The organism is Pseudooceanicola pacificus, assembly GCF_009789075.1.
GTDB lineage: Bacteria > Pseudomonadota > Alphaproteobacteria > Rhodobacterales > Rhodobacteraceae > Pseudooceanicola > Pseudooceanicola pacificus.
The window spans coordinates 17,253-42,814 of sequence record NZ_WNXQ01000016.1 but is presented as its reverse complement, the minus strand read 5'-3'; the positions used below and the strand labels follow the sequence as shown (position 1 = coordinate 42,814).

General features: G+C 66.2%; 9 protein-coding genes. 2 read left to right on the top strand and 7 right to left on the bottom strand.

What is annotated here, in order from left to right:
- The first annotated feature begins 98 nt into the window (after nt 1-98).
- Nucleotides 99-527: a DUF1489 family protein gene (locus tag GLS40_RS17525; RefSeq protein ID WP_160383853.1), complete on the top strand. Its 429-nt coding sequence runs from the start codon at nt 99-101 to the stop codon at nt 525-527.
- 63 nt (nt 528-590) lie between these two features.
- Here GLS40_RS17525 and GLS40_RS17520 read toward each other — a convergent pair whose 3' ends face one another.
- From GLS40_RS17520 to hisS, 6 genes are all read right to left on the bottom strand, one after another.
- Complete coding sequence (locus tag GLS40_RS17520; RefSeq protein ID WP_160383852.1) at nt 591-4,202, bottom strand: VCBS domain-containing protein; 3,612 nt, start codon at nt 4,200-4,202, stop codon at nt 591-593.
- A complete protein-coding gene (locus tag GLS40_RS17515) occupies nt 4,172-16,807 on the bottom strand; it encodes a beta strand repeat-containing protein (RefSeq protein ID WP_160383851.1) in 12,636 nt (4,211 codons plus the stop codon). The genes GLS40_RS17520 and GLS40_RS17515 overlap by 31 nt, the downstream gene beginning before the upstream one ends.
- 819 nt (nt 16,808-17,626) lie before the next feature.
- Complete coding sequence (locus tag GLS40_RS17510; protein WP_160383850.1) at nt 17,627-20,707, bottom strand: M10 family metallopeptidase C-terminal domain-containing protein; 3,081 nt, start codon at nt 20,705-20,707, stop codon at nt 17,627-17,629.
- A gap of 131 nt (nt 20,708-20,838) precedes the next feature.
- Complete coding sequence (gene hisG, locus GLS40_RS17505; protein WP_160383849.1) at nt 20,839-21,534, bottom strand: ATP phosphoribosyltransferase; 696 nt, start codon at nt 21,532-21,534, stop codon at nt 20,839-20,841.
- Nucleotides 21,531-22,628: an ATP phosphoribosyltransferase regulatory subunit gene (locus GLS40_RS17500; RefSeq protein WP_160383848.1), complete on the bottom strand. Its 1,098-nt coding sequence runs from the start codon at nt 22,626-22,628 to the stop codon at nt 21,531-21,533. Before GLS40_RS17500 ends, hisG begins: the two co-directional genes overlap by 4 nt.
- Nucleotides 22,628-24,118, bottom strand: a complete 1,491-nt coding sequence (gene hisS, locus GLS40_RS17495) for a histidine--tRNA ligase (protein WP_160383847.1) — start codon at nt 24,116-24,118, stop codon at nt 22,628-22,630. Before hisS ends, GLS40_RS17500 begins: the two co-directional genes overlap by 1 nt.
- Nucleotides 24,119-24,302: 184 nt before the next feature.
- On the opposite strand from hisS, the gene GLS40_RS17490 reads away from it, so the two are divergent.
- A complete protein-coding gene (locus tag GLS40_RS17490; RefSeq protein ID WP_160383846.1) occupies nt 24,303-24,497 on the top strand; it encodes a SlyX family protein in 195 nt (64 codons plus the stop codon).
- 39 nt (nt 24,498-24,536) lie between these two features.
- On the opposite strand, the gene GLS40_RS17485 is transcribed toward GLS40_RS17490, so the two are convergent.
- The gene (locus GLS40_RS17485) at nt 24,537-25,493 is read right to left on the bottom strand and encodes a hypothetical protein (protein WP_160383845.1); all 957 of its coding nucleotides are present in this window, start codon (nt 25,491-25,493) and stop codon (nt 24,537-24,539) included.
- Nucleotides 25,494-25,562 lie beyond the last annotated feature (69 nt).

Below are 25,562 nucleotides of genomic sequence, written 5' to 3'. Positions count from 1 at the left end.
TGCTGCGACACAGGCGCGGCACCCTTGACCTTATGGACGATCGGGAAAGGTAGATATAAGGTAAACGGACTCAGATTGCCACAAGATATGGGGGTCACGTGGCGAAAACCCACATCATAAAGCTATCGGTTGGAACGGAGTCGGTCGAGGACCTCGCCGCATGGCAGTGCCTTCCACAGGCGCGGACCGCCGACGGGCTGCCCCGGCATGTCACCCGCATGTGGCCCAAGCGCGAAGCCGAGGTGCTGGACGGAGGCTCGATCTACTGGATCGTGAAGGGGCTGGTGCAATGCCGCCAGCGCATCCTCCGGTTCGACGAGGTCATCCGCGAGGACGGCATCCGCCGCTGCGCCCTTGTCCTTGACCCCGAACTGGTCCGGGTGACCCCGGCACAGCGGCGCCCGTTCCAGGGCTGGCGCTACCTCGCGGACGCGGATGCGCCGCGGGATCTCTCCCGCGGCGCATCGCTGGACGACGATCTGCCCCCTGCCCTTTCGGCAGCCCTCGCCGAAATCGGCGTCAAATAGGCCACCCGGCATCGGCCCGGGGGACGGAACCGGGCGCCCTGACGCCCGGTCCGCAGCGGGGCGTCAGCCCCATTCGGTCCCGGTATAGAGACCCGCCTGCGCCAGGGCGAAGAAGTTCACATCCTCGTCCGGGTGCGTGGTTTCGACATCCAGCGTCGTGTCCTCGGCGATCCGCAGGTCGATGCCGTTGGCGTTCAGGCCGCTGGCGCGCAGGATCGCCGTCTCGCTGTCGTTGAAGCTGGCAAGCTGTGCCAGCACCAGCGGCGACGCGTCGAAGGTCTCGTTGAACAGGAAGGTATCCGTGTCCGACGACAGGGCATCCTCCAAGGTTCCGGCCTCGAAGGTCTGGCCGTTCCACTGGCCTGCGCCGCTGTCGATGGCGAACCAGCCGATGTCCTCGAAGGTGTGCGTGCCGCCGTTCAGCGCCTCTTCCTCTTCCATCGCGACCGAGAAGCCGGTGTTCGAGACCGAAGTCTGACGTGTCGAGACCAGGTCCGGGCCAAAGTAGCTCTGAACCTGACTGAACACCGCCGGACCTTCTGCAAAGGCCGAGTCGAAGGTCACGTCGTTGAAACCCTCGTGGGTCAGCAGCTTGCTGTTCAGTTTGCCGACTTCCAGCTTGGTGCCGTCGCCCAGATCCCAGCTTCCGGCCTCCATCACCGCGTAGGTCAGCGTCTCGTAGCCGTGCACGCCATCCTCGTTGCTCGGCTCCTGCAGCCAGATCGTGAAGCTGTCGGAGTCGAGGTGGCGGATACGGGCCACAGCCGCACCGGGTTCCGAATTCTCGAGCCCCAGAACGAAGACCACCGGGTTGATGAAGTCGTGATCCAGCTCGATCGTCATCGGGGTCGAGTTGACCATCGTGGTGCCGAACTCGGCGATGACGGTCTGTTGCGCCGTACCGCCAAGGCTGCCCGACGTGCCTTCGAAGGCCAGGAAGTCGACACGTTCCTTGTTGTGCACGACCTCCGCGTCGAACGTCTGGTCCTCCTGGGCGAAGGCGACAAAGCTGTCTTCGTCCACCGCGGCAACGTTGAGCTCGGCCGGGTTGCCCCCGTTCCGGTTGCCCAGCACCGCAAACACGGTCGGTGCCGCATCGAAGGTGGTGCCGAAGCCGACATCGACAGAGTTGTGACCCACCGCGTCGCCCGTTGCACCGGCGATGAAGCCGTCACCCTGCCCGCTTTCGACCGCAAGCCAACCAACAGTCTCGGGCTTGTGGTAGCCGTTGATATTGTTGATCTCTTCCTCTTCCAGCGACAGGCTGAAGCCACCCGAGGTGGGATCGTCCTGGCGCGAGTAGACGAAGTCGGCGCCGTTCACGGTCTGCGTCTGGCTGATGATCGTCGGCGTGGTGCCGAAGTCGTCACCGAAGGCAATCGACTCGAAGCCCTGGTTGGTCATCTTGCCGGTGTCGACGGTTCCGGCCTCGATCACCGTCCCGTCGTCCAGGGTCCAGCGGCCCTTCTCGACAACCATCCAGTTGACGATCTCGGGGTTGTGAACCTTGTCCGAATGGTTCGGCTCCTGCAGGCGCATCTCGAACCCGTTGGCGTCGACATTGCGGACACGCACGGTGACCGGATCGCCGGTGGCACCGATGATCGTGGCGAACACGACCGGGTCGACGTAGGACTTGTCGAAGGTGACCGAGACAAAGCTCGTGCCGACCGACATGCTGCCGTACTGCAGGATCGCCGGGGACGGCGCGTTCGGCTCATCCAGCACGTTGAGACCGGTGGTCGTCACCGAGGTATCGCCGCTGGCATCCGTGGCCGTGATCGACAGGGTCCGGGTTTCCGCCGGAGGCGTGTCCGAGGTGTTCACGAACTGCACCGCGCTCATGATGGCGTTGACCATCGTGTCGGTGATGCCCGCGCCGAAGGCCACGTTCAGTGCCGCGCCGCTCTCTCCGCCGGTGTAGCTGCCGACGATCTGGCCATCGTAGAAGATGTTGCCAGAGGCCGCCTGCAGGATGTTGCCGGGATCGGTCTTGATGAACAGCCTGTCGTCCGCCGTTGCACCGGCCAGCGAGAAGACCGCCGAACCGCCGCCAAAGCCGGCGCCGTCCGCATCCGTGAGCGTCACATTCTCGCCCAGGGTCCGTGCGGTGTTCTCCTCGGCCAGCAGGAACGGGCTGATGCCGGTGACAACCGGAAGATCGGTCTCGCCGGACACCTCGACGGTGACGGTGGCGGTGGATTCCTCGCCATCCAACGTGCGGACGGTATAGGTGAAGGTATCCGTCACCGTGTCGCCGTCGCGCCCTGCATCCGTCGGCTTGTAGGTGACCGAACCGCCGCTCAGCGTCACGTCTCCGACGGTTCCGGTCGTGTCGATGGACACGATCTGGAACTCGTCGATCGCGTCGAGGTCGCTGTCATTGGCCAGCAGCGTCGCGGTCAGGTCGATGGCAGCGTCATCCTCATGGGCCGTGATGCTGTCGTCTCCGGTGATCAGCGGATCGTCGGCGCCGACAAAGTCCACGACCAGGGTGGTCGTATCCGTCGCCGAGGGGGTGCCGCTGTCATCGGTGACCGCCAGCTCGTAGGTCACGGACAGGGTCTCGCCTCCGTCGAGGAAGTCGAGGTCCATGTCCTGCAGGCCAAAGGTCAGCTGCGTGGTCTGGTTGCCGGTGGCCGCGCCCGGGAAGCTGGTGGTCAGGACCGCCAGCGCCGATTGCAGGGCCGCCAGGTTGGCACCGGTGTGGATGATCCCGCGGTTGCTGACCGCCGAAAGCGCCGAGACCGAAACCGTCGCCCCGTCCGTCAGATCGGCGTCCGAGAAGGTCAGCAGGCCGAAGGCGGCGCTGGAGGGCTGGGGATCGGAGCTGCCGGACTGGCCCGCGGCCTCGTTGACCGTTGCCGGTTGGGCCGCCGTCAGGAAGGCCGCGCTGATCACCGGGGCATCGTTGCGCCCCTCCACCGTGATCGAGACCGAGGTCGCGGCCGAAGTCGGGCCGTCCGACACGGCGTAGGTGAAGGTCAGAACCTCGCTTTCACCTTCCGCCAGGTCGTTGAACTCGTTCGCGTCGAAGCTGATGCCGGTTGCATCGTTCACGACCAGCGAGGTCAGGGTCCGCCCGCCATCCGTGCGGGTCAGGCCCGACAGGGTGATGGTATCGCTGGTGTCAACGTCCGAGGCATTGGACAGCAGTTCCGAAAGTGCGACCGCAACCGTGCCCGCGTCCTCGTCCGTGGTGACCGTCACCGCCGCACCCGCCTGGACCGCGTCGTTCTCGCCCTCGATGGTCACCGTGATGGTGGCCGGGTCGCTGGCGTTCTGGGTGTCCGTCGCAAGCACCTCGATGGTGACTTCGGCGGTTTCCCCGTCGGCCAGGTATTCGAACTGCCCCATCGGGTTGTAGGACAGGGTGCTGCCGACGAGCGTCGTCACCCCGGTCCCGGCCGGCGTCGTCACATCGAAGTCGATGGTGGAGGGCAGGTCATCCGCGTCGACATCCGACACCAGGGTCTGCAGATCGACCAGGACAGAGGCCCCCGCGTCTTCCGACACGGTATAGGCCGCGTCGTCCAGCATGGGCGCATCATTGGTGCCGGTGACCTGCAATTCCACGTCGAAGGTCGTCGTGGCGTTCTCGTCATCGGTCACCGAGACGGTGATCGTGATCGGCTGCACGTCGTTCAGGTCGAGCGCATCCAGATCGCTGGGCACATAGACCAGCTTGGCACGCCGCCCGAAGTGTCGATGGAGGCGGTGCCGAATGCGCCCTGAGCGTCGATTGCGAAGGTCAGGTCATCCGTCGCCTCGTCCAGGTCGATCCCCGCCCCGACAAAGCCGGCATCCGAGAAGGCCAGCGAGAAGCTGCCGTTTTCCTCGATCAGCGTGCCGGTCAGGTCGTAGCTGGGCGCGGGTTGCGGCGCGTCGTTCACCCCGGTCAGGTTCACCGTGACGGTCTGGCTGGCCGAATTCCCGTCAGCGTCCTCCATCGTGTAGGTGAAGCTGTCGGTCGTCGTCTCGCCTTCGACCAGGTCTTCGAACTGGCCGTTCGGGTCGTAGACGAAGGACCCGTCGGTCTGCATCGTCACCATCGCACCCGAGGCCAGCGTCACCGACACACCGGTGTTGCCGGTCCCACCGTTCACGCCCGTGACCGTCAGGGCACTCGACCCGTCCGCCACGTCGAAGTCGTTGTCCAGCGCCGAACCGGCGATGGTGTCGTCTTCGCTGGTGGCCACGCTGTCCGCATTCGCGACAACCGAGACGGTGGCGTCGTTGAACTGCACCGCGTCGATATTGGTCAGCAGGTCGGTCCCCTGCCCCGAGGTGACCGTGAGGACACCGCCGAGATAGGCGAAGGTGGCATTGGTGCTGTCGTCGTCGACGATGAAGGTGTTGACCCCTTCGCCGCCGTCTACCGCGTTGTCGTCGGAGGAGCCGGTGATCGTGTCATTGCCGCCGCCCAGCACCGCATTCTCGATGCCGCTCAGCACATCCGCGCCGAAGGCACCCGAGACCGCGCCCGACGCCAGGTTGACCGACTGCGACGCCGAGGTCGCCGAGGCATCGTAGGTATCGGAGCCCGCGCCGCCGGTGATGGTGTCGGCCCCGAGGCTGGCGAAGAAGGTGTTGTCGCCCGCATCGCCGGACAGGTCATCCCCGGCCGAGCCGCCCAGGATGTTCTCGATCCCGGTCAGGCCCAGGAAGTCGACATCGGGACCAAAGGCATAGCCCGCCCCCGTGACGATCGACGGGAAGGGGTTGCTGCCCAGCTGAACAATGACCGAGGTGGTGGCGTTCGACAGGTCCAGCAGGTCGATGCCAGCACCGCCGACCAGTTCGTCGGTGCCTGCCGAGGCCACGAAGGTATCGTCGCCGTCGCCGCCCAGCACAGTGTCGTCGCCGGCGCCGTCCTCCAGCAGGTTGTCACCCGCATCGCCGGTGATCATGTCGTTGCCGGCGGTGCCGATCACGTTCTCGATCCCGTCAAAGCTGTCGGTGTCGCCGTGGCTGTCGGTTGCCGTGCCGTTCGACATGCCGACCACCACCGCGCCGGCACCGCCGTCCTGGCTGTAGTCGAGCGTGTCGATGCCCGCCCCGCCATGCACGGTGTCGTTCCCGGCCTGGCCAGCGATGACGTCGTCACCCGTGGCGGCAAAGATCTCGTCTGCGCCATCGCCCGCCAGGATCGTATCGTCGCCTTCCAGGCCACGGATCTCGTCGGGGTTGACGGTGCCGTTGAGCAGATCGCCCGCACTGGTGCCCACGATCAGCGCCGCAATGTCGAAGTTGAAGCTGGCCTGAACCGAAAGCGCACCGTCCGAGGCGGTCACGGTGACCGAGTTCTCGCCCACGCCCGACAGGATCGGCGTGCCCGAGATGACCCCCGTGGCCGTGTTGATCGTCAGGCCATCCGGCAGGCCGGTGGCGCTGAAGGTCAGCGTCGGGCTGTCCACGTCGCTGAAGAACGCGCTGGCATCCAGGGAGAAGGGCACGGTGGTCTGGCCCGTCTGGTCCGCGATGCCGGTGGTTTCCGGCGCGTCGTTCACATTGGTGACGGTCAGGTTGAACGTGTCCGACACGCTCAGGTTGGTGCTGTCCGTCGCGGTGACGGTGATCACATGCAGGCCCACGTCGGGATCATCCGGGGTGCCGGTGATCTCGCCGGTTGCGGTGTTGAACGACAGGCCGTCCGGCAGACCCGAGATCGCATAGCTCAGCGACTCGGTCGAGCCGGGTTCGTTCACGTCCGCGTCGACGAAGTAGGCCGACAGGTCGATCGAGACGACATCGTTCTCGGCCACCGTCATGTCGGGGACCGGGCTGTCCACCACCGGCGCGTCATCGACGCGGGTGATTTCGATATCGAAGGTCTGCGAGGTCGTCAGGCTGCCGCCGTCGGTCGCCGTCACGGTGACCGAATGCACGCCAACCGCCGCGTCGTCCGCCGTGCCGCTGATCACGCCGGTTGCGGTGTTGATGCTGAGCCCGGCCGGCAGAGCGGTTGCGCTGTAGGTCAGCGTGTCGCCGGCATCCACATCCGCAAAGGCCCCTGCGGTGGCCGCGTCGAAGCTGACAGCCGCCTCTTCGGCAAAGGTCTGGCCCGGGATGCTGGACGAGGTCGGGCCATCGTTCGCGCCCTGCACTTCAATCGTGACGGTGCCGGTTTCGCTGAGCGCCCCGTCGGAGACCGTGAAGGTCGCCACCACGTCGGTCGAGCTGCCCGAGGCCAGGGACTGGTAGGCATCCTGCGAGGCGTCGATCTGCAGCACGCCGGTGGTGGAGTTGTAGGTCAGACCGGCATCGGTCAGCGAGACGGACTGCCCGCCGATGGTCACCGAGTCGAAGCTGAAGGACGAGGAGTCCAGCACGTTGTCGACATCCGTGGCCAAGACGCCGACGGACGGACCTGCGAAGGTCCAGTTGCTTGAGGTGTCCTCCGCGAGGGAACCCAGACTGATATCCTTGGCCACCGGCGCATCGTTCACATTGGTGACTTCGATGTCGAAGGTGAAGGGCACAGCGTTGACGCCATCCGAGGCCAGGATCGTCACGCTGGCGCCCGTGGTCACGTCATCGTTGGTCGGCGTGCCGATCAGGTTGCCGGTTCCGGCCTCGATGCTCAACCAGGCCGGGGCCGAGTCGATCGAGAAGGTCAGCGCGCCGCCTTCGGGATCGCTGATCAGCGACGCGAGGCTCAGCGAGAAGGCCGTGTCCTCGTCCACCGTCTGATTGGCGATCGTGCCCTCGGGTGCCTCGTTCACGTCGTTGAGCGAGAAGGCGAAGGTCTCGGTCCGCGACAGGCCGTCGCCATCCGTGGCCGTGATGGTCACCGAGATCGGGCTGGCCCCGCCGGTCGACTCGTAGTCGAGCGTACCGGAGTCGACGACCAGGTTGCCCCCGGTGACCGCGAAATCGGCCCCCGCATAAGTGTCGGTCACCGTGTAGGTGATGTCGACAGAGCCGTCGCTGTCCAGGCCATCCGTCGTGGTGACGGCGCCAAGATCGGTGGTGTTCTCGTCGAAGGCCGTGCCGGCAAAGGCAATATCGGTCGGCTTCTGGATGGTGGCATCGTTGAACTCCACCCGTTCGACGTTCTTCAGGATGGTTCCGCCAAAGGTGATCTCACCCGTGCTCAGCTGGTGGACCGTCACATCCGCCAGGGCCACGTCCGGCAGGATGACGGTGTCGAACCCTGCACCGCCGTCGACGGAGTCATTTGCCGCACCCGGCAGGGTAAAGGTGTTGTTGCCCGTCGTGCCGGTTATTACATCGTCCGAGGTCGTAGCGTACACGTTCTCGAAGTTCACGGCGGATTCTGTGTTGCCGTAGGTATCCGTCGCGGCCCCGGTCACGAGGTTCACGGTGATACCGCCGCCGCCGGCCTCGTCGCCGTAATCCAGCGTGTCGAGACCCGCGCCGCCGTCCATGGTGTCGGACCCTGCACCACCGGTGATGGTGTCGTCGCCGGCCAGGCCCGAGATGGCCTCGGACCCGTCGCCAATGTTGTCGAGCCCGGTCAGATCGTCATTGCCGGCCGTACCCTTGGCGCCCGTGACGGTCAGGACATTGGCCAGTTCGCCTTCGGCCAATGATTGGAACGCTGTGGGGGAGCCATAATCAAGCCCCGAGAAGTCGCCTGTTGCGCTGGCAGCCACAGTATCCGATGCGATCTGGCCGGCGGCCAGGAACTGCAGCAGGTCCGCCCTGACGTCACCCGACGAAGGCTCCGTTGAGAACGGAGTATTTCCCCCGTTCGTCGTGGTGCCAGCGGTCATGTTCGCCTGCCCCATCCACCTCAGGCCTTCGCTCAGGTTGGTCTGCTGGGTGGCGGTGAGAGTGATCGAGGTGTCCGATTCCAGCTCGTCGATCACGCTGTCCCAATGGGCGGAGTTATTCAGCTGGAAAGACCCTGCCGCGATGACGGTGCTGAACGCCGCGTAGGCCGCATTGGCCAGTTCCGCGGTGGTGAAGTTGTCGGAGCCCAGGTCGTCCAAGACATCGAAGGCAGAGGCCATGACCTGCACCGCGTTGCGCACGGTCGCTGCCGTGAGCGCGACGTAGACGGCGTCATTGAATGTCTGCTGGCCAATCGTGCCGTTCGCCACGCCCAGGATATAGTCTGTCGTCACCACATCGGTGGCGGCGGACACGTTGATCAACGGACCGAGGTTGGCCTTGAGCGTGTCATGGCCGAGTCCCCCCGCGGCAAGCGGCCCCAGCAGCGAGGTCAGCGGCGACACCTGGTTCGAGGTCACGAAATTGCCCGACACGATGTTCACAAACGGCGCCGAGAATTCGCCCACGACGACCGCGCCGGTTGCGAGGTTGGTCCCGGTGTTGCCCGGAACGGCACGGACAGCGGCCAGGAAGGGATTGAAAGCCGGATCCGACGTCTGCGCGTTGAAATCGGCGTTGCCCGTGAAGCTGAAGTCGCCGTCACCGTCCAGCGACACAACGGCCTCGCCCGCGTCAAGCATGCTGTTGTTGTTGGAGTCGAAGTAGACCTGACCGCCAGAGATGTAGCCGATGCCATCGGGATCCGAGGAGGAGAAGGACAGCACAACGCTGACATCCAAGTCCGTCGAAACCGACTGGCCGCCGGTGTCGGTGGCCGTGATCTCGATCGTGTAGGACCCACGGTCGTCGTCATCGATCGTGAAGCTCGGCGTATAGGTGTAGTCGGGCGACAGGGTGATCACCCCGGTCGCGCCGTCGATGCTGATGTCGTTGGCATCGAACCCGCCCAGGTCGGTGACGCTGTAGGTCAGCTCGTCATCGGCGTCCTGGTCATCCTCGAAGTAGTCGAAGACATTGAGCGTGGTGTTGTTCGCCTCGCTGTTGAACTTGACACCCACCGTGGTCGCCGGGATCGGCGAGGCGGTCGGCGCGGCGTTGGCCGAGGTCACATTCAGCGCAAAGCTGCGGGTCAGCGTGCCGCCATTGCCGTCGCTGGCCTGCACCCCGACCGTGAAGCTGCCGCTTTCCGTCGGAGTGCCCGAGATCACGCCGGTCGTCTCATTGATCGAGATCCCCGCCGGCGCACCGGTCAGCGTGTAGGTCAGCGTATCGCCGACATCCGGATCGGCAAATTTGCCCGAGACATCGAGATCGGCAAAGGCCTCGTCCTCGGTGGCGGTTTTCGGGCCGATGGCGGCGCCGACGGCCACGGGCGCGTCGTTGGTGTTCGTGACCTCAAGCTCGAAGATGTCCGAGGTCGAACTGGTGCCGTCCGACGCGGTGACCTTGACCGAAATGGTGCCCACGTTCGCATTGAGCGGCGTGCCGGTGAAGGTGCCGGTGGTGGCGTTGAAGCTCAACCAGCTGGGCAGCGGGTTGTCGTCGGCCAGGGTTGCGCTCAACGTCAGGTTGTCGCCATCCGCATCCGAGAAGTTACCGGCCACGCTGTAGGTAAAGGCCGAGTCTTCCGCCGTCGAAACGTCGGCAATTGCCACAACTTCCGGTGCGTCGTTCACATTGTCCACGGTCAGCGAGAAGCTGGTCGAGACGGAGTCCGAGCCGTCGCTTGCGGTGACCGTCACGACGAAGGTGCCGGTGTCGGCATCTTGGGGCGTGCCGGAAATGATGCCGGTGCCGGTGTCGATGCTCAGGTTCCCCGGCAGGCCGGTGGCCGTATAGGTCAGCGTGTCGCCCACATCCACATCGGCAAAGGCGGCCGAGGCGTCGTAGCTGAACGCGGCGTCCTCCGTCGCGCTCTGGTCGGCGATGCCCGAGGTGGTCGGCGCGTCGTTCACGTTGGTGACGGTCAGGTCGAAGGTCTGGCTGCTGGTCAGCCCGCCCCCGTCCGTGGCGGTCACGGTCACCGAGGCGGTGCCGACCGCCGGATCGTCCGGGGTGCCCGAGATCACGCCGGTGGAGGCGTTGATCGTCAGGCCCGTCGGCAGGCCGGTGGCCGAGTAGGTCAGGCTGTCGCCCAGGTCCACATCGGCAAAGTTGCCGGCGGTGGCCGCATCAAAGCTGAAGGGGGATTCCTCCTGTGTGGTCTGATCGGCAATCGGATCCGAGGTCGGCGCGTCGTTCACATTGTTCACGGTCAGCGAGAAGGTGCGCGACGTCGTCAGGCCGCCGGTATCCTCGGCCGTGACCTTGATCGACAGCACGGCGACGTCGTCGTTGTCCGGCGTGCCGCTGAAGACCGCGTTGATCCCGTCGAACCCGAGCCAGGCCGGCAGCGGATCGCCATTGGCCAGCGTCGCCGTGTAGGTCAGCGTGTCGCCGATATCCTCGTCGGCGAAGTTGCCCGAAATGTCGAGGGTCAGCACCGTGTCCTCATCCACCGACTGCGGCGCGATCGGGGTCGAGGTGGGGGCGTCGTTGATGTTGGTGACCGTGACCAGGAAGGTGTCCTGATAGGTCAGGCCGGTGGCCTTCTCGACCGCCACGATGGTGGTGAAGATCCCCTGCCCGTTGGTCGGAGTCCCGCTGATGACCCCGGTGGCGAGGTCCAGCGTCATGCCCGTGGGCAGGTTGCTGGCCGAGAAGTCGAAGAGCGAGGCATCGACGCCCAGCAGGGCGGCGGTGTCGATCGAGGTGAACTCGTTCTCGTCCAGCGTCGCGTCGGGCACCTTGGTCAGGAAGCCCGCGGTCGTGGTGTCGTTGAACAGGACGCCTTCGATATTGGTGATGATGTCGCCGTTCACCTGCACCGTACCGGTGGAGCTGGTCGAGACAACCGCCGAACCGCGCGCGCCGCCAACCACGAAGTCGGTGCCCGCGCCGCCGTCGATCACGTCGCTGTCCGCGCCGCCGTCGATGGTGTCGTCACCCGCACCGCCGTCGATGGAATCCCCGCCCGCGCCGCCGGTGATGTAGTCGTCATTGGCCGAGCCGGTGATCGTGTCGCCTGCCGCGCTGCCGTTGATGTTGAACGCCAGGTCGACGCCGATGAACGTGTTCGGATCAAGGGTCGAGCCGGTGGTTTCCTCGGCATAGACAGCGGCGAGCCAGTCGGCGCCGTTCGCGGTGGCGTCGAAGGTGTTGCCGCTGATCTCGGTATTGGCCTCACGGGCGCGCAGCGCGGTGGCATAGCGGTTGGTGTAGCCGGTGAACTCGTTGTCCGAGATGGTCGAATTGGCCGCGTCGATGGTGACCAGGGTGTTGCCCTGCTCTTGCAGCGCGGCGTTGATGCCGCCTGCCGTGCCCGACACGACGTTGTTGGTAAAGGTGATGTCCGAGGTGTTCTGACCGTTCCCGCCAATCGTCACCAGCTGGCGCGGCACGTTGTTGCCGACGTTGAACTGGGTCGCAAAGCCGAAGCCTTCGGGCTCTGCGCCGGTGAAGGTCTGGCCGGTGAACTCGTTGCCGTCGATCAGCACATGGCTGACGGCAGCGCCGTATTCCGACAGCAGGCCCGCATCGCCGCGCGCCTCGATCACGTTGTTCTGGATCGTGATGCCGGTATGCGCGCCCTGCAGGTAGATCGCCGCGTTCTCGATTGCGCCGTTGCCGTTGTTGCCCAGCACGGTGAAGCCGTCGATGCGCACGTCATTGACACCCGAGGTCAGGGTGATTGCACCCAGCTGGCCGTTCTGGCCGTCGATGGTGACGGCGCCGGTGGCCAGCAGTTCGATCGACTTGTCGATCACGACGTCCTCGGCATAGGTGCCGGCGGCCACCAGGACGGTGTCGCCCGCATTGGCCGCCGCAACGGCTGCCGAAATCGTCTGGAACTCGCTGTCGCCGCCCACGAAGAGGTAGCGCGCATTGGTGAATTCCAGGATCTCGATCCCCGACATGCTGTCAGTCTCGCCCGTGCCGTCATCGGTGACGGAGGAAGAGTTGAACGAATAGCTGGCGTTGCTGTCCTCGATCACCGCGGTGTCGATGCCGCCGCCGCCGACGATGCTGTCCGCGCCCGCGCCACCGATGATGGTGTCATCGCCCAGGCCGCCGTCGATGGTGTCGTCACCGTCCATGCCGGCCAGCATGTTGCCGCCGCTGTTGCCGGTGATGGTGTTGGCCAGATCGTTGCCGGTGCCCGAAGGCCCGGTCGAGTTGTAGACCGAGGTCGTGATGTTATCGAACCAGAAGCCCTCGTTGTCGCCGCCCGGGCCGTCCTGCGCGGTGCCCGACCCCGAGGCCCGGAACAGCAGGCGGCTGGTCTGGTTGTCCTCGGCATTGTCGGCATGGAGGCCGCCAAGCGCGTCGCGATAGTTCTCGAATGTCGTCGATTCCCCGATGAATTCGCCGTCGAGGTAGAATTTCACCACGTCATTGTCGGGACCGTCGATATAGGTCACCGCCACGGTCAGCTCATGCGCGATGGTGGCGTCGACCCCCTCGATCAGCGTCCGGTTGCCGGTGAAGGAGGTGAAATCGTTGTCGGTCTCGCCGGTGTCCCAGTTGCCGTCGAGCTTGGGATCGGCCACCGCGATACGGAGTCCGTCTGCGGTTTTCTCGATCACCATGAAGTTGTTGCGGTCGCTGCCGTCATCGGTGCCCAGGTCGACCTCAAGCCGCGAGTTGTCGGCATTGACGGTGTCGATGGCGCCGAAGGTAAAGCTCACCTGCTGGCTGTCATAATCCGCCGTGGTCTGCGGCTCACCCGCCGTCGCGCCAAGCGCAGGCGAGATCGGCCCGCCGAAGTCGCCGCTGGTCGGATCCGAGCTCATCGCGAAGACCTGATTGCCGGGATCGTTCGGGTCGGTGATGACGGACTGATCCTTGCTGCCCGCAACCGCCCAGCCGTTTTCGCCATCGGTGATCGGACCCAGGTCGAAGTCTTCGAAATCCTCGGTCTCCGAAACCGGGTCGACCAGGGTCAGGGTCTCGATATTGGCACCCAGGGTCACGCTTTCGCTCGACTGGACGGTGTCGTCGCCGCCCGCCGCGCCGCCGATGCTTTCGGCCAGGGTGTCGCCCGCGCCAGCCAGGTAGAGGTCGTCGCCCTCGCCCCCGTCCATCACGTCGGCGCCTGCGCCGCCGTCCAGCGTGTCGTTGCCGGTGCCGCCCAGCACGGTGTCGTCGCCGTCGCCGCCCAAGACCATGTCGTTGTCGGCGCCGCCGTCCACGACGTCATTGCCCGCGCCGCCATCGACGGTGTCATCGCCCGCGCCGCCGGTCAGGCTGTCGTCATCCGCGTCGCCCGAGACGGAGTCCGCCCCTGCCCCGCCGTCAACCGTGTCGTTGCCGTCCCCGGCATACACGAAATCGTCGCCGCCCAGCATGTTGAACGTATCGCCAAAGGCGGTGCCGGTGAAATAATCCGTCCCGTCCGAGCCGTCCTGCGTGGCAGGCGAAACGGCCAGATCGCCGTAGAATTCCACGTTGTTGCCGTCATAGAGGCCGCTGAGGACAACGGGATTCGACCCGCCCTGGACCGTCTGCAGCCCGGTGATCGGGTTGGAGAAGATATTGCCCGAAATCGTCGGGTTGCCCTCGCTGTAGGACACAACGCCCGACAGGATGTGGTCGATTTCGTTGTTGGTGATGACCGCGCCGTCGGTGGTGTAGGAATAGATCCCCGCGCTGAAGCTGTCGTTCGACGTGCCGGTCAGGGTGTTGCCCGACACGATGGTCCCCGCCGCCGCCGAGAAGAGCAGGACATGGGTCGTGATGTAGTCATCGCGCTGGTAGCCGATTTCCGAAATGATGTTGCCGGTCACATTGCCGAATGCGCCACCCGAGATCTGGATGCCGTTCTGCGCGATGGCATTCGAATTCGGCAGGAAGCCGGACCCGTTCACCACGTTGTTGTCGACCAGGACGGTCAGCCCCTCGCCCGCGGCGACAATGCCGGTCTTCTGGTAATCCTCGATCGTGTTGCCGGTCACGCTGACCTGGCGCGTGGCGCTGTCGTCGCTGATCACGACCACGCCGTTGCCGCGCTGGTTCCCGCTGGGATAGCCGCCGTTCAGCGGATCGCGCACGCCGGTCACGGTGCTGTCGGTCAGAGCGCCCGAGGCATTGTAGAACAGCACGCCTTCGTAATCCGTGGAGCCGCCGGAGGGCATCAGGTTCGCCTGGCCCAGCCCGTCGAGCATCAGGTTGTCCAGCGTCACGTCGGTGCTGTCGCGCACGACGAAGATCGCCGCGCGGTTCTTGGACCCGCCATCGGCAGTGGTATGGGTGAACTCGATGATCGCGGGCATCTCGACCGTCGCGCCGTTGCCATTGATCGTCAGATCGTCCTTGCCGTCGATCAGCACCTGTTCCGAGAAGGTGGCCCCGGATTCGAGGTTGATCACATCGCCCGCTTCGGCCGCATCCACGGCCGCCTGGATCGACATGCCTTCAACAACCTGGAATTCGCCAGCCGCATCAAGGATGTAGTCGCCCGCACCGGCTGCCGCGGCCGCTTCGGCCACGGTGTCGTACTGGCGCTTGAGCCCGCCGGCCCCGTAGAGCGAGATGTCGCCCGTCGCCGCCGTGGACAGCGAGATGGACTCCACCGCGATGCCGCCCGCCACGTCGATATTGGTGAACCAGCCATAGCGGTTGCCGCCTGCGACGGTGTCGATATCGTCGGCCGGATCGGTCCGGATCTCGGTGAAGACCCAGTCGCCGGCGGCGTCATAGACGTTCATCGCCACTTCGAGGTCGCCGCTGTCGTTCTCGTAGAAGCGATGTTCGAAGGTGAACCAGCCGCTGGACGAGATCGAGGCGTGGTTGCCGGTTTCCAGGTTCAGGATCGGGTCGAAATTCGTGTTGTTCGATGCGCCGACCAGGATCGTGCCGGTGTCGCCATCCTTGGTCACATGGAAGACGAAGTCGCGCAGGTGGCCGCCCGACTGGGTGCTCGCCGCGACCGACCAGTCAAAGCCTTCGCCCACGGCCATGCCCATGTCGAGGTAGATCGTCGTGCTGGCCGAATAGCCATCGGCGAAATCGCTGCGATAGCTGTCGAACCGGGTGAAGGGCCCGGTCAGGCCGCCATCCGCATCGGTCTGGGCGATCACGGCGTAATTGCCGCCGTCGGGCGTGTTCAGCCCGCCGTCACCGTCGTTCATCACGGTGATCGAACCCGACCAGCCGCTGTTTTCCTCAAGCAGCCCGGCAAAGCCGGAGTCGAAATCCGCGTCGAACCGGCTCTGATAGGCCGAGATGTCGTCGCTGTTGGCATCCAGTTCGAAGGTGATGCCGGGGGTGCCGGCAAATTCCAGGGACTCGATGCCGGTCAGGCTGTCGGTGCCGTCGCCGCCCACGGAGTCGGTGATGGTGTAGCCGGTCGCGGTCTGCGCGATCACGTAATCCTCGCGCGCCCCGGAATAGAGCGCTGTGTCGGTGCCGGTGCCGCCATCCAGCGCGTCATTGCCCGCGCCGCCGATCAGCGTGTCATCGCCACCAAGGCCATTGATGGTTTCGTCCCCGCCGTAATCGGTGTCACCTTCGGCCGGTGCGTTCAGCGTATCGGCCGCATTGGTGCCGGTGATGCTGTCGCTGGCGCCGGTGCCGCGCATGGTCACGCCATTGACGCCGCTGTCGGGCGTGATGGTGAAACCGCTGAAATCAATATCGTTCTGCGGCAGCGAGGCACCGGGGTAGTTGCCCGGATAGCCCGCATTGGCCGCCGCATCCTGGCCCGAGCTGCCGATCGGATCGACAAACACCAGATTGCCCCATTCGGCATGGCCGGTGAGGCTGGAATTCGTGACGTTCAGCGCGTCGAGATCGGTATACCCCTGAATCATCACCTGGGCCTTGTGGTAGGCCCCGTTGACCGTGACGTTGTCGAGCGTCAGCCCGGCCAGCGCATTGGTGACGTCATAGGTCGCGCTGTCAAAGCCCGACACCTGGATCGCCGTGTCACCCTTGGTGGCGGTCGCATCGCCGACCAGGCTGGACGAGGTGATGTCCACGTTGGTCAGGGTCGCCGCGCCGAGGAATTCGAACAGGACGATATCGCCATTGCCGTTCGGGCCGTTGTGGCCGTTGTCGGCGAAATCGACATTGGTGACGGTGACCGACCCGAGGGTCTTGGACAGGCTGCCGAGACCATGAACCCGGTTGTCCTGAATCAGCATGTCCTGCAGGTCGAGATTGGACAGGACCGTGGTGCTTGCCACCCTGACGCCGGTCCCGGTGGAGCCGTTGATCTGAATGCCCGAGATGGAAACCGTTTCGCTGCCGCCCTGATCGATATCGCCGGTGATCGAGAATGCGTCGCCGCTGGCTGGTGCAATGATGGTGTTCCCGACACCCGCCCCGTTGATCTCCAGAGCCTTGTCGATTGTCACCGACTCCGAATATGTGCCGGCGCCGATTTCCAGCCGCCACCCGCTGCTCGCGGCGTCAACTGCGTCCTGGATCGTGGTGAAGGTACCCTGCGAAACGTTGGCGGAATTGAAAAGCTCGATCATGGAAATTTCCCCAATAAGATACCGGCCCACGCGAAACACGCGCGGAATCATGCCGAAGTCATTTGTCGGGATACCCTCATCGATCCTGGGATATTTCCCGGTCGAAATACGGCAGCCCCCCTGTCCGCCACTGAATAGAATTCAATGATTGTCGTCGATCAAGGAAAATTTAACCAATTGGTATGCAGAAGAAATCGAAGGCATGGAATCAGGAAGTCCGAAACATTGAATCCAACTCAACTGATTGTATTTACTATATTTTTTATGACATTTCGACTTATTGATATAGAATCATGGCGCAATACACTTTATCCGTGTGCTGCGCCAAGACTCTAACTAAGCCCTTAAAAACAAGGGATTTGCATCACCTCAGCCGCGCAATCGAAATGCTTCAGCGGCAAGGAATATTTCCCTCTGGCAAGATGGACCGCGCCAGGAACCTCTCGCGAAGGCATGCTTGTATACCTCTGAAAAACAAGCGGATTTTCGCCGCATCCAAAATTTCTGCGTTGCCGCATTTTGCTGAAATACGCAAGCCGGCAAAAAATACCTTGACAGACATTGCAATGCGATTTGCCCATCCAAACAATGGTCATTAAAATTGATCAGGCAAGCCGCACGACAATCTTGGGTTGTTTCTCGGCATTGCCGACGTCAAACATTCGTTATTGGAGAAGCGTTTAACGCGCGTTGGACCGGTGGAAATTCAATACGGCCTCGCACTGATTCATAAGGACAAACGGCATTGACCGGCCCCGCCGGTGCCGGGATTGGCCACCGCGGCGGCCGTCACCCCTCTTGCATCGGGGCCATTACGGATCAGAATGCCTCTGTCGCGTAAAGGACGCCGATACCCGACAGCGAGAGGTAGCCCGAATGATGCAGCTCGCCGGTCAGGTCGTCCTGGGGCAACAGCGCGGGATCACCGGCATGGGCGTCCACGGCGAACAGGGATGGGGGCCGCACCTCCCCCTCCGGCAGAGCGGCGGGGGTTACCTCGTACCCCACCGGCAACTCGGCCTGCCCGTCCTCCAACCAGCCGGTCCGAAAGACAAAACCGGCATCCTCCTCCTGTCCCCCGCCGGCCGCGATCGCGATTCTGCCGATGCTGTCCACCTCGTCCCGGCCGCGCGTGCCGGCAGCATGCCACCCGACAGCGGGCGCGGCCGTCTGCACGGCCGTGAAGATCGCAGGCCCCGCGCCGAAAGGCTCCGCCAGCCCGGACAGGTCGCCCTGGCCGCCCGGCAACAGCCCGACGTCCAGCAAGGTGCCATCCGGCAAACTCCATCGCCCGGCCTCCAGCACCAGGTACATCATGTCCACCGGGCCCGGGGCATTGGCCTCGGCACCGGCCAGAACGAAGCTGCTCTCTGACGTCCATTGGACATCCAGCATACGGCCCAGCGTGTCCCCGGCCTCGACCGCGACGACAACGGGGGCGGTATAGGCATGCGCCAGCGTGACCTCGGAATGGGGGCCGCCCAGGGTGGCGTGCCCCGCTTCGCCCATCCGGGTGCCCGCGGGGCTGCCGGTCAGGCTGCCCTGCTCGCCCTCCAGGGTCAGGACGGCAAAATCCTCGGCCACATGGCGGGTTTCCGCATCCCGCGACTGGTCCTCGCGAATGGCAAAGCCGCCGGTCCCGGACGCATCCCGTTCCAGATAGGCGCTGTCCCTGCCGCGCATCGAGGAAAGGCCCGCCAGGACCGTACCGGCCAGCGGCACCGCGGGACCGTCGCCCAGAACGCCCCTGTGGGTCACGCCGCGCTCCACCATCCCGGCACCAAGGACCCCGGTCGCCCCGCCCTCGACAGCCAGCCAGCCGACCTGCTCGGTCACGTGGCCGCTGTTATTGCGCGCCTCTTCCTCCTGCAGCGTGAGGGCAAAGCCTCCGTCCGTCCGCCCCGCCACGCGCGCGATCACCCAGTCCCGGCCCTCGGAGGTCTGAACCTGGCCAAGGATGGCCGCGTCCTCTGCCAAATCCGTCGCGACCTCGACCCCCCCGCGGCTCGACAGACGCCCCGTCTCCTCGATCCCTGCCTCCAGGATCCGGCCGTCTTCCAGCTGCCAGCGCCCTGCCTCGACCACCACCCAGTGAACGGTGCCTGGGGCAATCTCTCCATCGGCGTAGCGCGGCTCTTGCAGCCGCATGGTGGCGCCGTCCGGGCCCACATCCGACAGGCGCACGGCAACCGGGTCGGCAAAGGCCCCGTCGAGCATGGTCAGAACCACCGGGCGGGTGAAGGCGTGATCGAACCTCACCTGCACCTCCTCGGCGCCGACCTCTGCCTGGCCCCATTCCATGATGACCGGGAGGTCCGGTTCAGCCCCTGGCGCGTCAGGCTGCGTCGTGGTGTCCTCGCCTGTCGGGATATCCGCCACGGTGCCATCCGCGAACAGCGTGTTGCGCGCCAGCAGGCTGCCCCCGTCCGGGCAGGCGCCCACGAGGTCGGAGGCAGCGCCCGAGACCTCGCAGCCGTCGAGCAAGAGATCACCGTCCCCCTGCGCCCATGCAATGGCACCCTCGCCCTGCGTCAGCAGCGACAGCCCGCTGACCGAAACCGCCCCGGCCCCTGCGTCCAGCACCAGCGCGGGCCCGCCGCCGCCGTCCAGGACCGTGCGCCCGACCCCGGCCCCCAGCACCTCCAGCGGTCGGTCGAGGGTCAGCGCACCCGCATGCCCCCCCTCCGCCAGCAGCAGCCGGTCGCCCGGCCCGGCGGCCGCAACCGCCGCCGCAAGGTCCATGCCGGGCAGCACCACCCAGGTGGATCGCGTTCCGTCGTAAAGGCACAGGACCTCGACACTTTCCAGCGTCACGGTCCCCCCGGCATGGAGCAGGAGGCCGTTTGCGCTGCCCCCCGTCACCTCCAGCCCGGTCAAATCCGGTGTCTCGCCCGGCGCGATCCCGATCACGGCCATGTCCTGCCCGGCCCCGCCCAGGATCACGTCCGCGCCCCCACCGCCCCACAGCCGGTTGGCGGCGGCATTGCCGATCAGGATATCGTCACCCGATCCGCCCCTTGCGTCCTCGATCACCGCGCCGGGGGCGATGGAGACATTCCCACTCAGCCCGCCCACGTCCGAGACCTGCCCCTCCCGCAGGTCGATCCGCTGATCCGCCGCGAACCCGGAGAAATCGAACATGTCGTGCCCGCCGCCGTCCCAGACCGACAGGACGGGCGCGCCGGTCGTCTCGAAATCGTAGACGGTGCCGGGCAATGTGCTGCCAAAGCCGTAGACCGTGTCGCCCCCGCGCGCGCCCGGGTTGACGCCATAGATCGACTGGATGGCCAGGATGTCGGCCAGCAGCGGGGTCGAGGCATGGACCCGTCCGCCCTCGCCCACGTGATCGGCCCCGGTCACCTGGGCGTCGAAATAGGACATCAGGGAATACTGGCGGCTGTCCGCGTCAAGATGCCGGTCCCGTTCGACACTGGCCGTGCCGTCGTAATTGCCGCCGTGGCCCAGCCCGATGGCATGGCCGATCTCGTGCAGCAGGGTCATCCAGCCATAGCCGCCCGGGGTAGACAGATCCGACCAGCCCGGGACATCCGCGTCGATGCTGACGCGGGCAAAGTATATGTCCGGCTCGGGGTAGACGAAGACGGCCGTCGACGCCCGCCCGTTGCTGCCCTCGCGCAGGGTCAGCGGCGCCCCCGAGGCGACCTGTTCGAAGCGGATCGCCGCGACATCCGACCAGGCCGCGAGGGCGCGGACGATGGCGTCTTGCTGCGCGACGCTCCAGCCGCCCTCCAGCGTGTAGGTCACGACCGGCTGCGCCCAGGCCCGGGCATCGCCGCCGTGATCCTGCCAGTAGCCGGCTGTCAGATAGGCCAACAGTTCCATGACCGACGACAGGTCGGTCCCGGTCGGGGCTTCCCCCGCGTCCAATGCTTGCACCACGATCCACTCCACCTTGGTGGAGCGATCGCTAGTTGGGCGAGGTCTACAGTCCCTTACCGAAATCTGGCGGAAAGAAGGTCATTCCCGCCAATCGTTCCGACCTTGGGGCGTCGCCTGCCCCGGGGTCGCGCTCAGCCGACGTTCAGCAGCGCGGTCAGGTCCTGCAGGGCATCGCGGTCGGCGGCCTCCATCGGCGCGGTGCGCGAGCGGAAGAGCGTCGCCTGGCTGCGCAGGATCAGCCCGTCGTCGAGCAGCTTCAGGTGGTTCGCCCGCATCGTCTCGCCGGTCGAGGTGATGTCGGCGATGGCCTCGGCGGTCTCGTTCTTCACCGTGCCCTCGGTCGCGCCCTGGCTGTCGACCAGCTGGTAATCCGCCACCCCGTTGTCGCGCAGGAAGTCCCGCACCAGCCGGTGGTACTTCGTCGCGATCCGCAGCCGGAAGCCGTGCACCCGGCGAAAGGCCGCCGCCGCCGCGTCGAGATCGTCGAGCGTATCGACATCCACCCAGCAGTTCGGCACCGACAGCACCAGATCGGCATGGCCGAACCCCAGTTCGGCCAGCTCTTCGACCTGCATGTCCCACTGGCCCAGCTTTTCGCGCACCAGATCGGTGCCGGTCACGCCCAGATGGATGCGGCCCGCCGACAGCTCGCGCGGGATCTCCCCGGCCGACAGCAGCACGAGTTCCACCCCCGCGATCCCCTCGACCCGGCCCGCATATTCGCGCTCCGACCCGGCGCGGCCCAGCGTCACGCCGCGCGCGCCGAACCAGTCGAATGTCTTGTCCATCAGCCGCCCCTTGGACGGCACACCCAGCTTCAGGCTCATCCCAGCCCCCCGAGGTCCAGCACCAGCCCGGGGCGGATCACACCGCCCACGGCCGGGATCTCGCGCCCCTGCCCCAGCACCCGGGTCAGCGCGTCATAGCGCCCGCCCGTGGCCACCGGCGGCAGGTCCGGTCGCGCCTCGGCGTAAAAGCCGAAGACGAAGCCGTCGTAATATTCCATATGGGTGCGGCCATAGGCGGCCTCGAAATCCAGATGCTCGACGTCGATGCCACGCGCGGCCAGCGCATCGGCCCGGGCGGCCAGGCGATCGACGGCGGGCAGGATCGCGGGCAGGTCCACGGCGATGTCGCGCAGATGCTCCAGCGCATAGGGCATGGTCTCGCGCACGGCGAGCACCGCGTCGATCATCGCGACCTCGTGGTCGGACATCGGGGCGGCGGCGGCGTCTTCGCGCAGGGCCTCGATCCGGTCCTCGATCTCGGCGCGGCGGCGCAGGCCGATGTCGGGGCCGGCGGTTTCGAACGGATCGGCGGCGGCCAGCATGGCCAGGCGCGCCGCAGGCGGCGCCACCCGGCCCGAAAACCGGTCGAGCAATGCCCGAAAGCGCCGGGGCCGCCAGACATGGCGCATCAGCGCATGCTTGCGCCGCTCGGTCGTGGCCAGCCCGCCCACAGCCGCCGTCAGGATGCCGATATCCCCGGTCGCGGCCCTCAGCGACAGCGGCGCGAGGATGCGTTGGAACAGGGCAAAGACCTCGGCATCCGCCGCCGGGGGATTGTCGCGGTCGAACAGCTCGAACCCCGCCTGCAGGTATTCGTTGGCCCGCTCGGGGTCGTCCTCCTGCCGGCGGAAGACCTCTCCGCAATAGCAGTAGCGCGCGGGCTCGGCCCCGCCGTCCATATGCATCTGCACCACCGGAACGGTGAAATCCGGGCGCAGCATCTGTTCGCCCCGCATCGCGTCCGAGGTGACATAAGCGCGGGCGCGGATGTCCTCTCCGTAAAGATCCAGCAGCAGGTCGGCGGGCTGCAGGATCGCCGCCTCGACCGGCAGCGCCCCCTCGGCCTCGAACAGCGCGCGCAGGCGGGCCGCCTCGGCCCGGGCGGCGGCGCGATAGGGTGTCGTGACCGGCATCAGCCCTGTCCTTCTCCGGCCAGGATCTCGCGCAGCTTGGCGACAAGCTCGCCGCGCGGCACCTCGAACTGCGAGGGGCGTTCCTTCCATTCCTCCAGCGTGGCGTTTTCGGCGATCTTCGCGCCCAGGATCAGATCCTTGACCTGCACCACGCCGCGCGCCTTTTCGTCCGCGCCCTCGATCACCGCGGCGGGAGACCCGCGCCGGTCGGCATATTTGAGCTGGTTGCCGAAGTTCTTGGGGTTGCCCAGGTAAACCTCGGCCCGGATCCCGGCATTGCGGATATCGGCAACCATCTGCATGTAATCGGCCATCCGGTCGCGGTCCATCACGGTCACCACCACCGGCCCCTGCGCCGCGCCGCCGATCCGCCCCTTTTCGCGCAGCGCGGCAAGCAGGCGGTCGACGCCGATGGAGACGCCCGTCGCGGGCACGGACTGGCCGGTGAAGCGCTTCACCAGGTCGTCATAGCGCCCCCCGCCCGAGACACTGCCGAACTGGCGCTTGCGGCCCTTGTCGTCGAGGATCTCGAAGGTCAGTTCGGCCTCGAACACCGGGCCGGTATAGTAGCCGAGGCCCCGCACGACCGAAGGATCCACGTCGATCCGGTCGGCGCCATAACCCTGCGCGTCCAGCAGGGCGGCGATCTGTTCCAGCTCGTCCACGCCCTCGGCCCCGATGGGTGATCCACCGATGGCCGCGCGCAGGTTGGCGAGCGTCGCCGCGACATCCGCGCCCTTGGAAGTCAGGAAGGCCAGCACCGGCTCGGCCTGGGCCGCGCTCAGCCCCACGCCGTCGATATAGGCGCCCGAGGCATCCAGCCGCCCCTTGCCCAGAAGCTCGCGCACCCCGGCCTCGCCCACCTTGTCGAACTTGTCGATGGTGCGGAGCACGTCAGCGGCCTGGCCCGCGTCGGTGACGCCCATGGCCTCCAGCACGCCGTTCAGGACCTTGCGGTTGTTCACCCGCACCACATAGTCGCCGCGCGGGATGCCGACCTCTTCCAGGCAATCCGACAGCATCGCGCAGATCTCGGCATCCGCCGCGGGAGAGGCGGTGCCCACGGTATCGGCGTCGCACTGGTAGAACTGGCGGAACCGCCCCGGCCCCGGCTTCTCGTTGCGCCAGACCGGGCCCATGGCGTAGCGGCGGTAGGGCGTCGGCAGGTCGTTGCGGTGCTGGGCATAGACCCGGGCCAGCGGGGCCGTCAGGTCATAGCGCAGCGCCAGCCAGTCGCCCTTGCCGTCGTCATCGGCCTCCTGCCAGGCAAAGACACCCTCGTTCGGGCGGTCGACGTCGGGCAGGAACTTGCCAAGCGCCTCGACCGTCTCGACAGCCGAGGATTCCAGCGCCTCGAACCCGTAGCGATGGTAGACGGCGGCAATTTTCGCAAGCATCTCCGCCCGTTCGGTCACCTCGGTGCCGAAGTAGTCGCGAAACCCCTTGGGCGTCTCCGCCCGGGGCCGCGGGGTCTTCTTGTCCTTGGCCATCTCGCGCCCTCGCTAGCTGTCGCGGCGGGGTCTAGCCGAAGGGCACGGTGCAGGCAAGCGGCCCCGGTCCGCAGGCTTCCGCTAAGTCAACCGGGTGACAGAGGTGGCTTATCCGGTTTTTCCGGATAAGCTTCCCTTGGGGTCAGTGAGGTAGTATTGGGCCGCGAAACGCGGAGTGGGGGACATGCTGGCACTGGAAGAACAAGTCGCGCATCTGCAACGAAACGTCGACGAACTCTCGGACATCGTGACCCGTCAGCAGACGGAAATCGCGATGCTCACGCGGCGGGTGCAGCTGCTGATGGAACGCGAGGCCGAACGCGAGAGCCAGGCCGGGATGGGCGTCCACATGGGCGACGAGAAGCCGCCGCACTGGTGAGCGCGCGGCCCGCAAGGCCGGCGCGACCGGGGCGATGTCTCAGCCCTCGATTTCCTGCGCCAGGACCTCGCCGTCATGCAGCAGCAGGTTCGACCAGCGCGAGCCGTCGCCGAACCGCTCATAAACGGTCAGGAACACCGTATCCTTCTGCATTCGCCCGATCCGTGCGCCGCAGGGCTTGTTCTTGCCCACGCCGCAGACCTGGCGCTTGACCTTCTCATAGGCCCGGTCGGTGTCGCCCCAGGGCAGCGCCGTGCCCGAGGGGCCGTAGCGCAGGGTCTCGTGCATCGCCACATCGCCGAACAGGCCAAGCGCGCCGGTGACCTGGCGGGCACAGCGGTCGTCGAACCCGGTGATGAAGAAGGTATGCGGCTGGGTCGACCCGGGCACGCTGTCGTGCAGGCGGAACTGCGCCTGGCGCGCGATTTCCTTGCCCAGCTCGCGGCGCGACAGGCCGCAGACCTTGGCGACCTGGCCAAAGGGCAGCATCGTGCCGGGCTGAACCTCCATCGTGTCGAGACCGCTGCCGCTGCCGCTGCCGGTTGCGCCGCCGCCGGCGAACAGGCCGCCGAGGAAACCGCCGCCGCCCGCGCGCTGCGGGGCAGCGGTGGCGGCCGGGGACTCGCCGGCGGGCATGGCGGCCTGGACCACGGGGGCCGCGTCGTCACCTGCGCCGGTCGCGCCACCGGCCAGGGTTTCGGCCCCGTCGCTGGCGGGCGGCTGTTGGCCGGAACGCCTGAAGATGCCGAAAAGGCCCCCGCGCGTGTCCGTCGCGGCCGCCGAGGCAAGCTGAGTCTCGCCCTCGGTGGCGGCTTCGGCCGCGGCGGCCGCGCGCGCCTCTGTCAGGATGCCGGGGGCGTCCTCGGGCGCCAGCACGCCGACCTTGGGCGCATCGGCGGGCATGTCGAGGTCGGACAGCTTGTCGACGCGGTCCAGCGGGTCGCCGCAGCCCGCCAGCAGCAGGCACGACACGAAGATCATGACAATACGCGTCACGGACGAATCCCCCCGGAGCAATTCATTGCATTGGCCTACACCATTCGTCGGCGCAGGGCCATGCCGCGG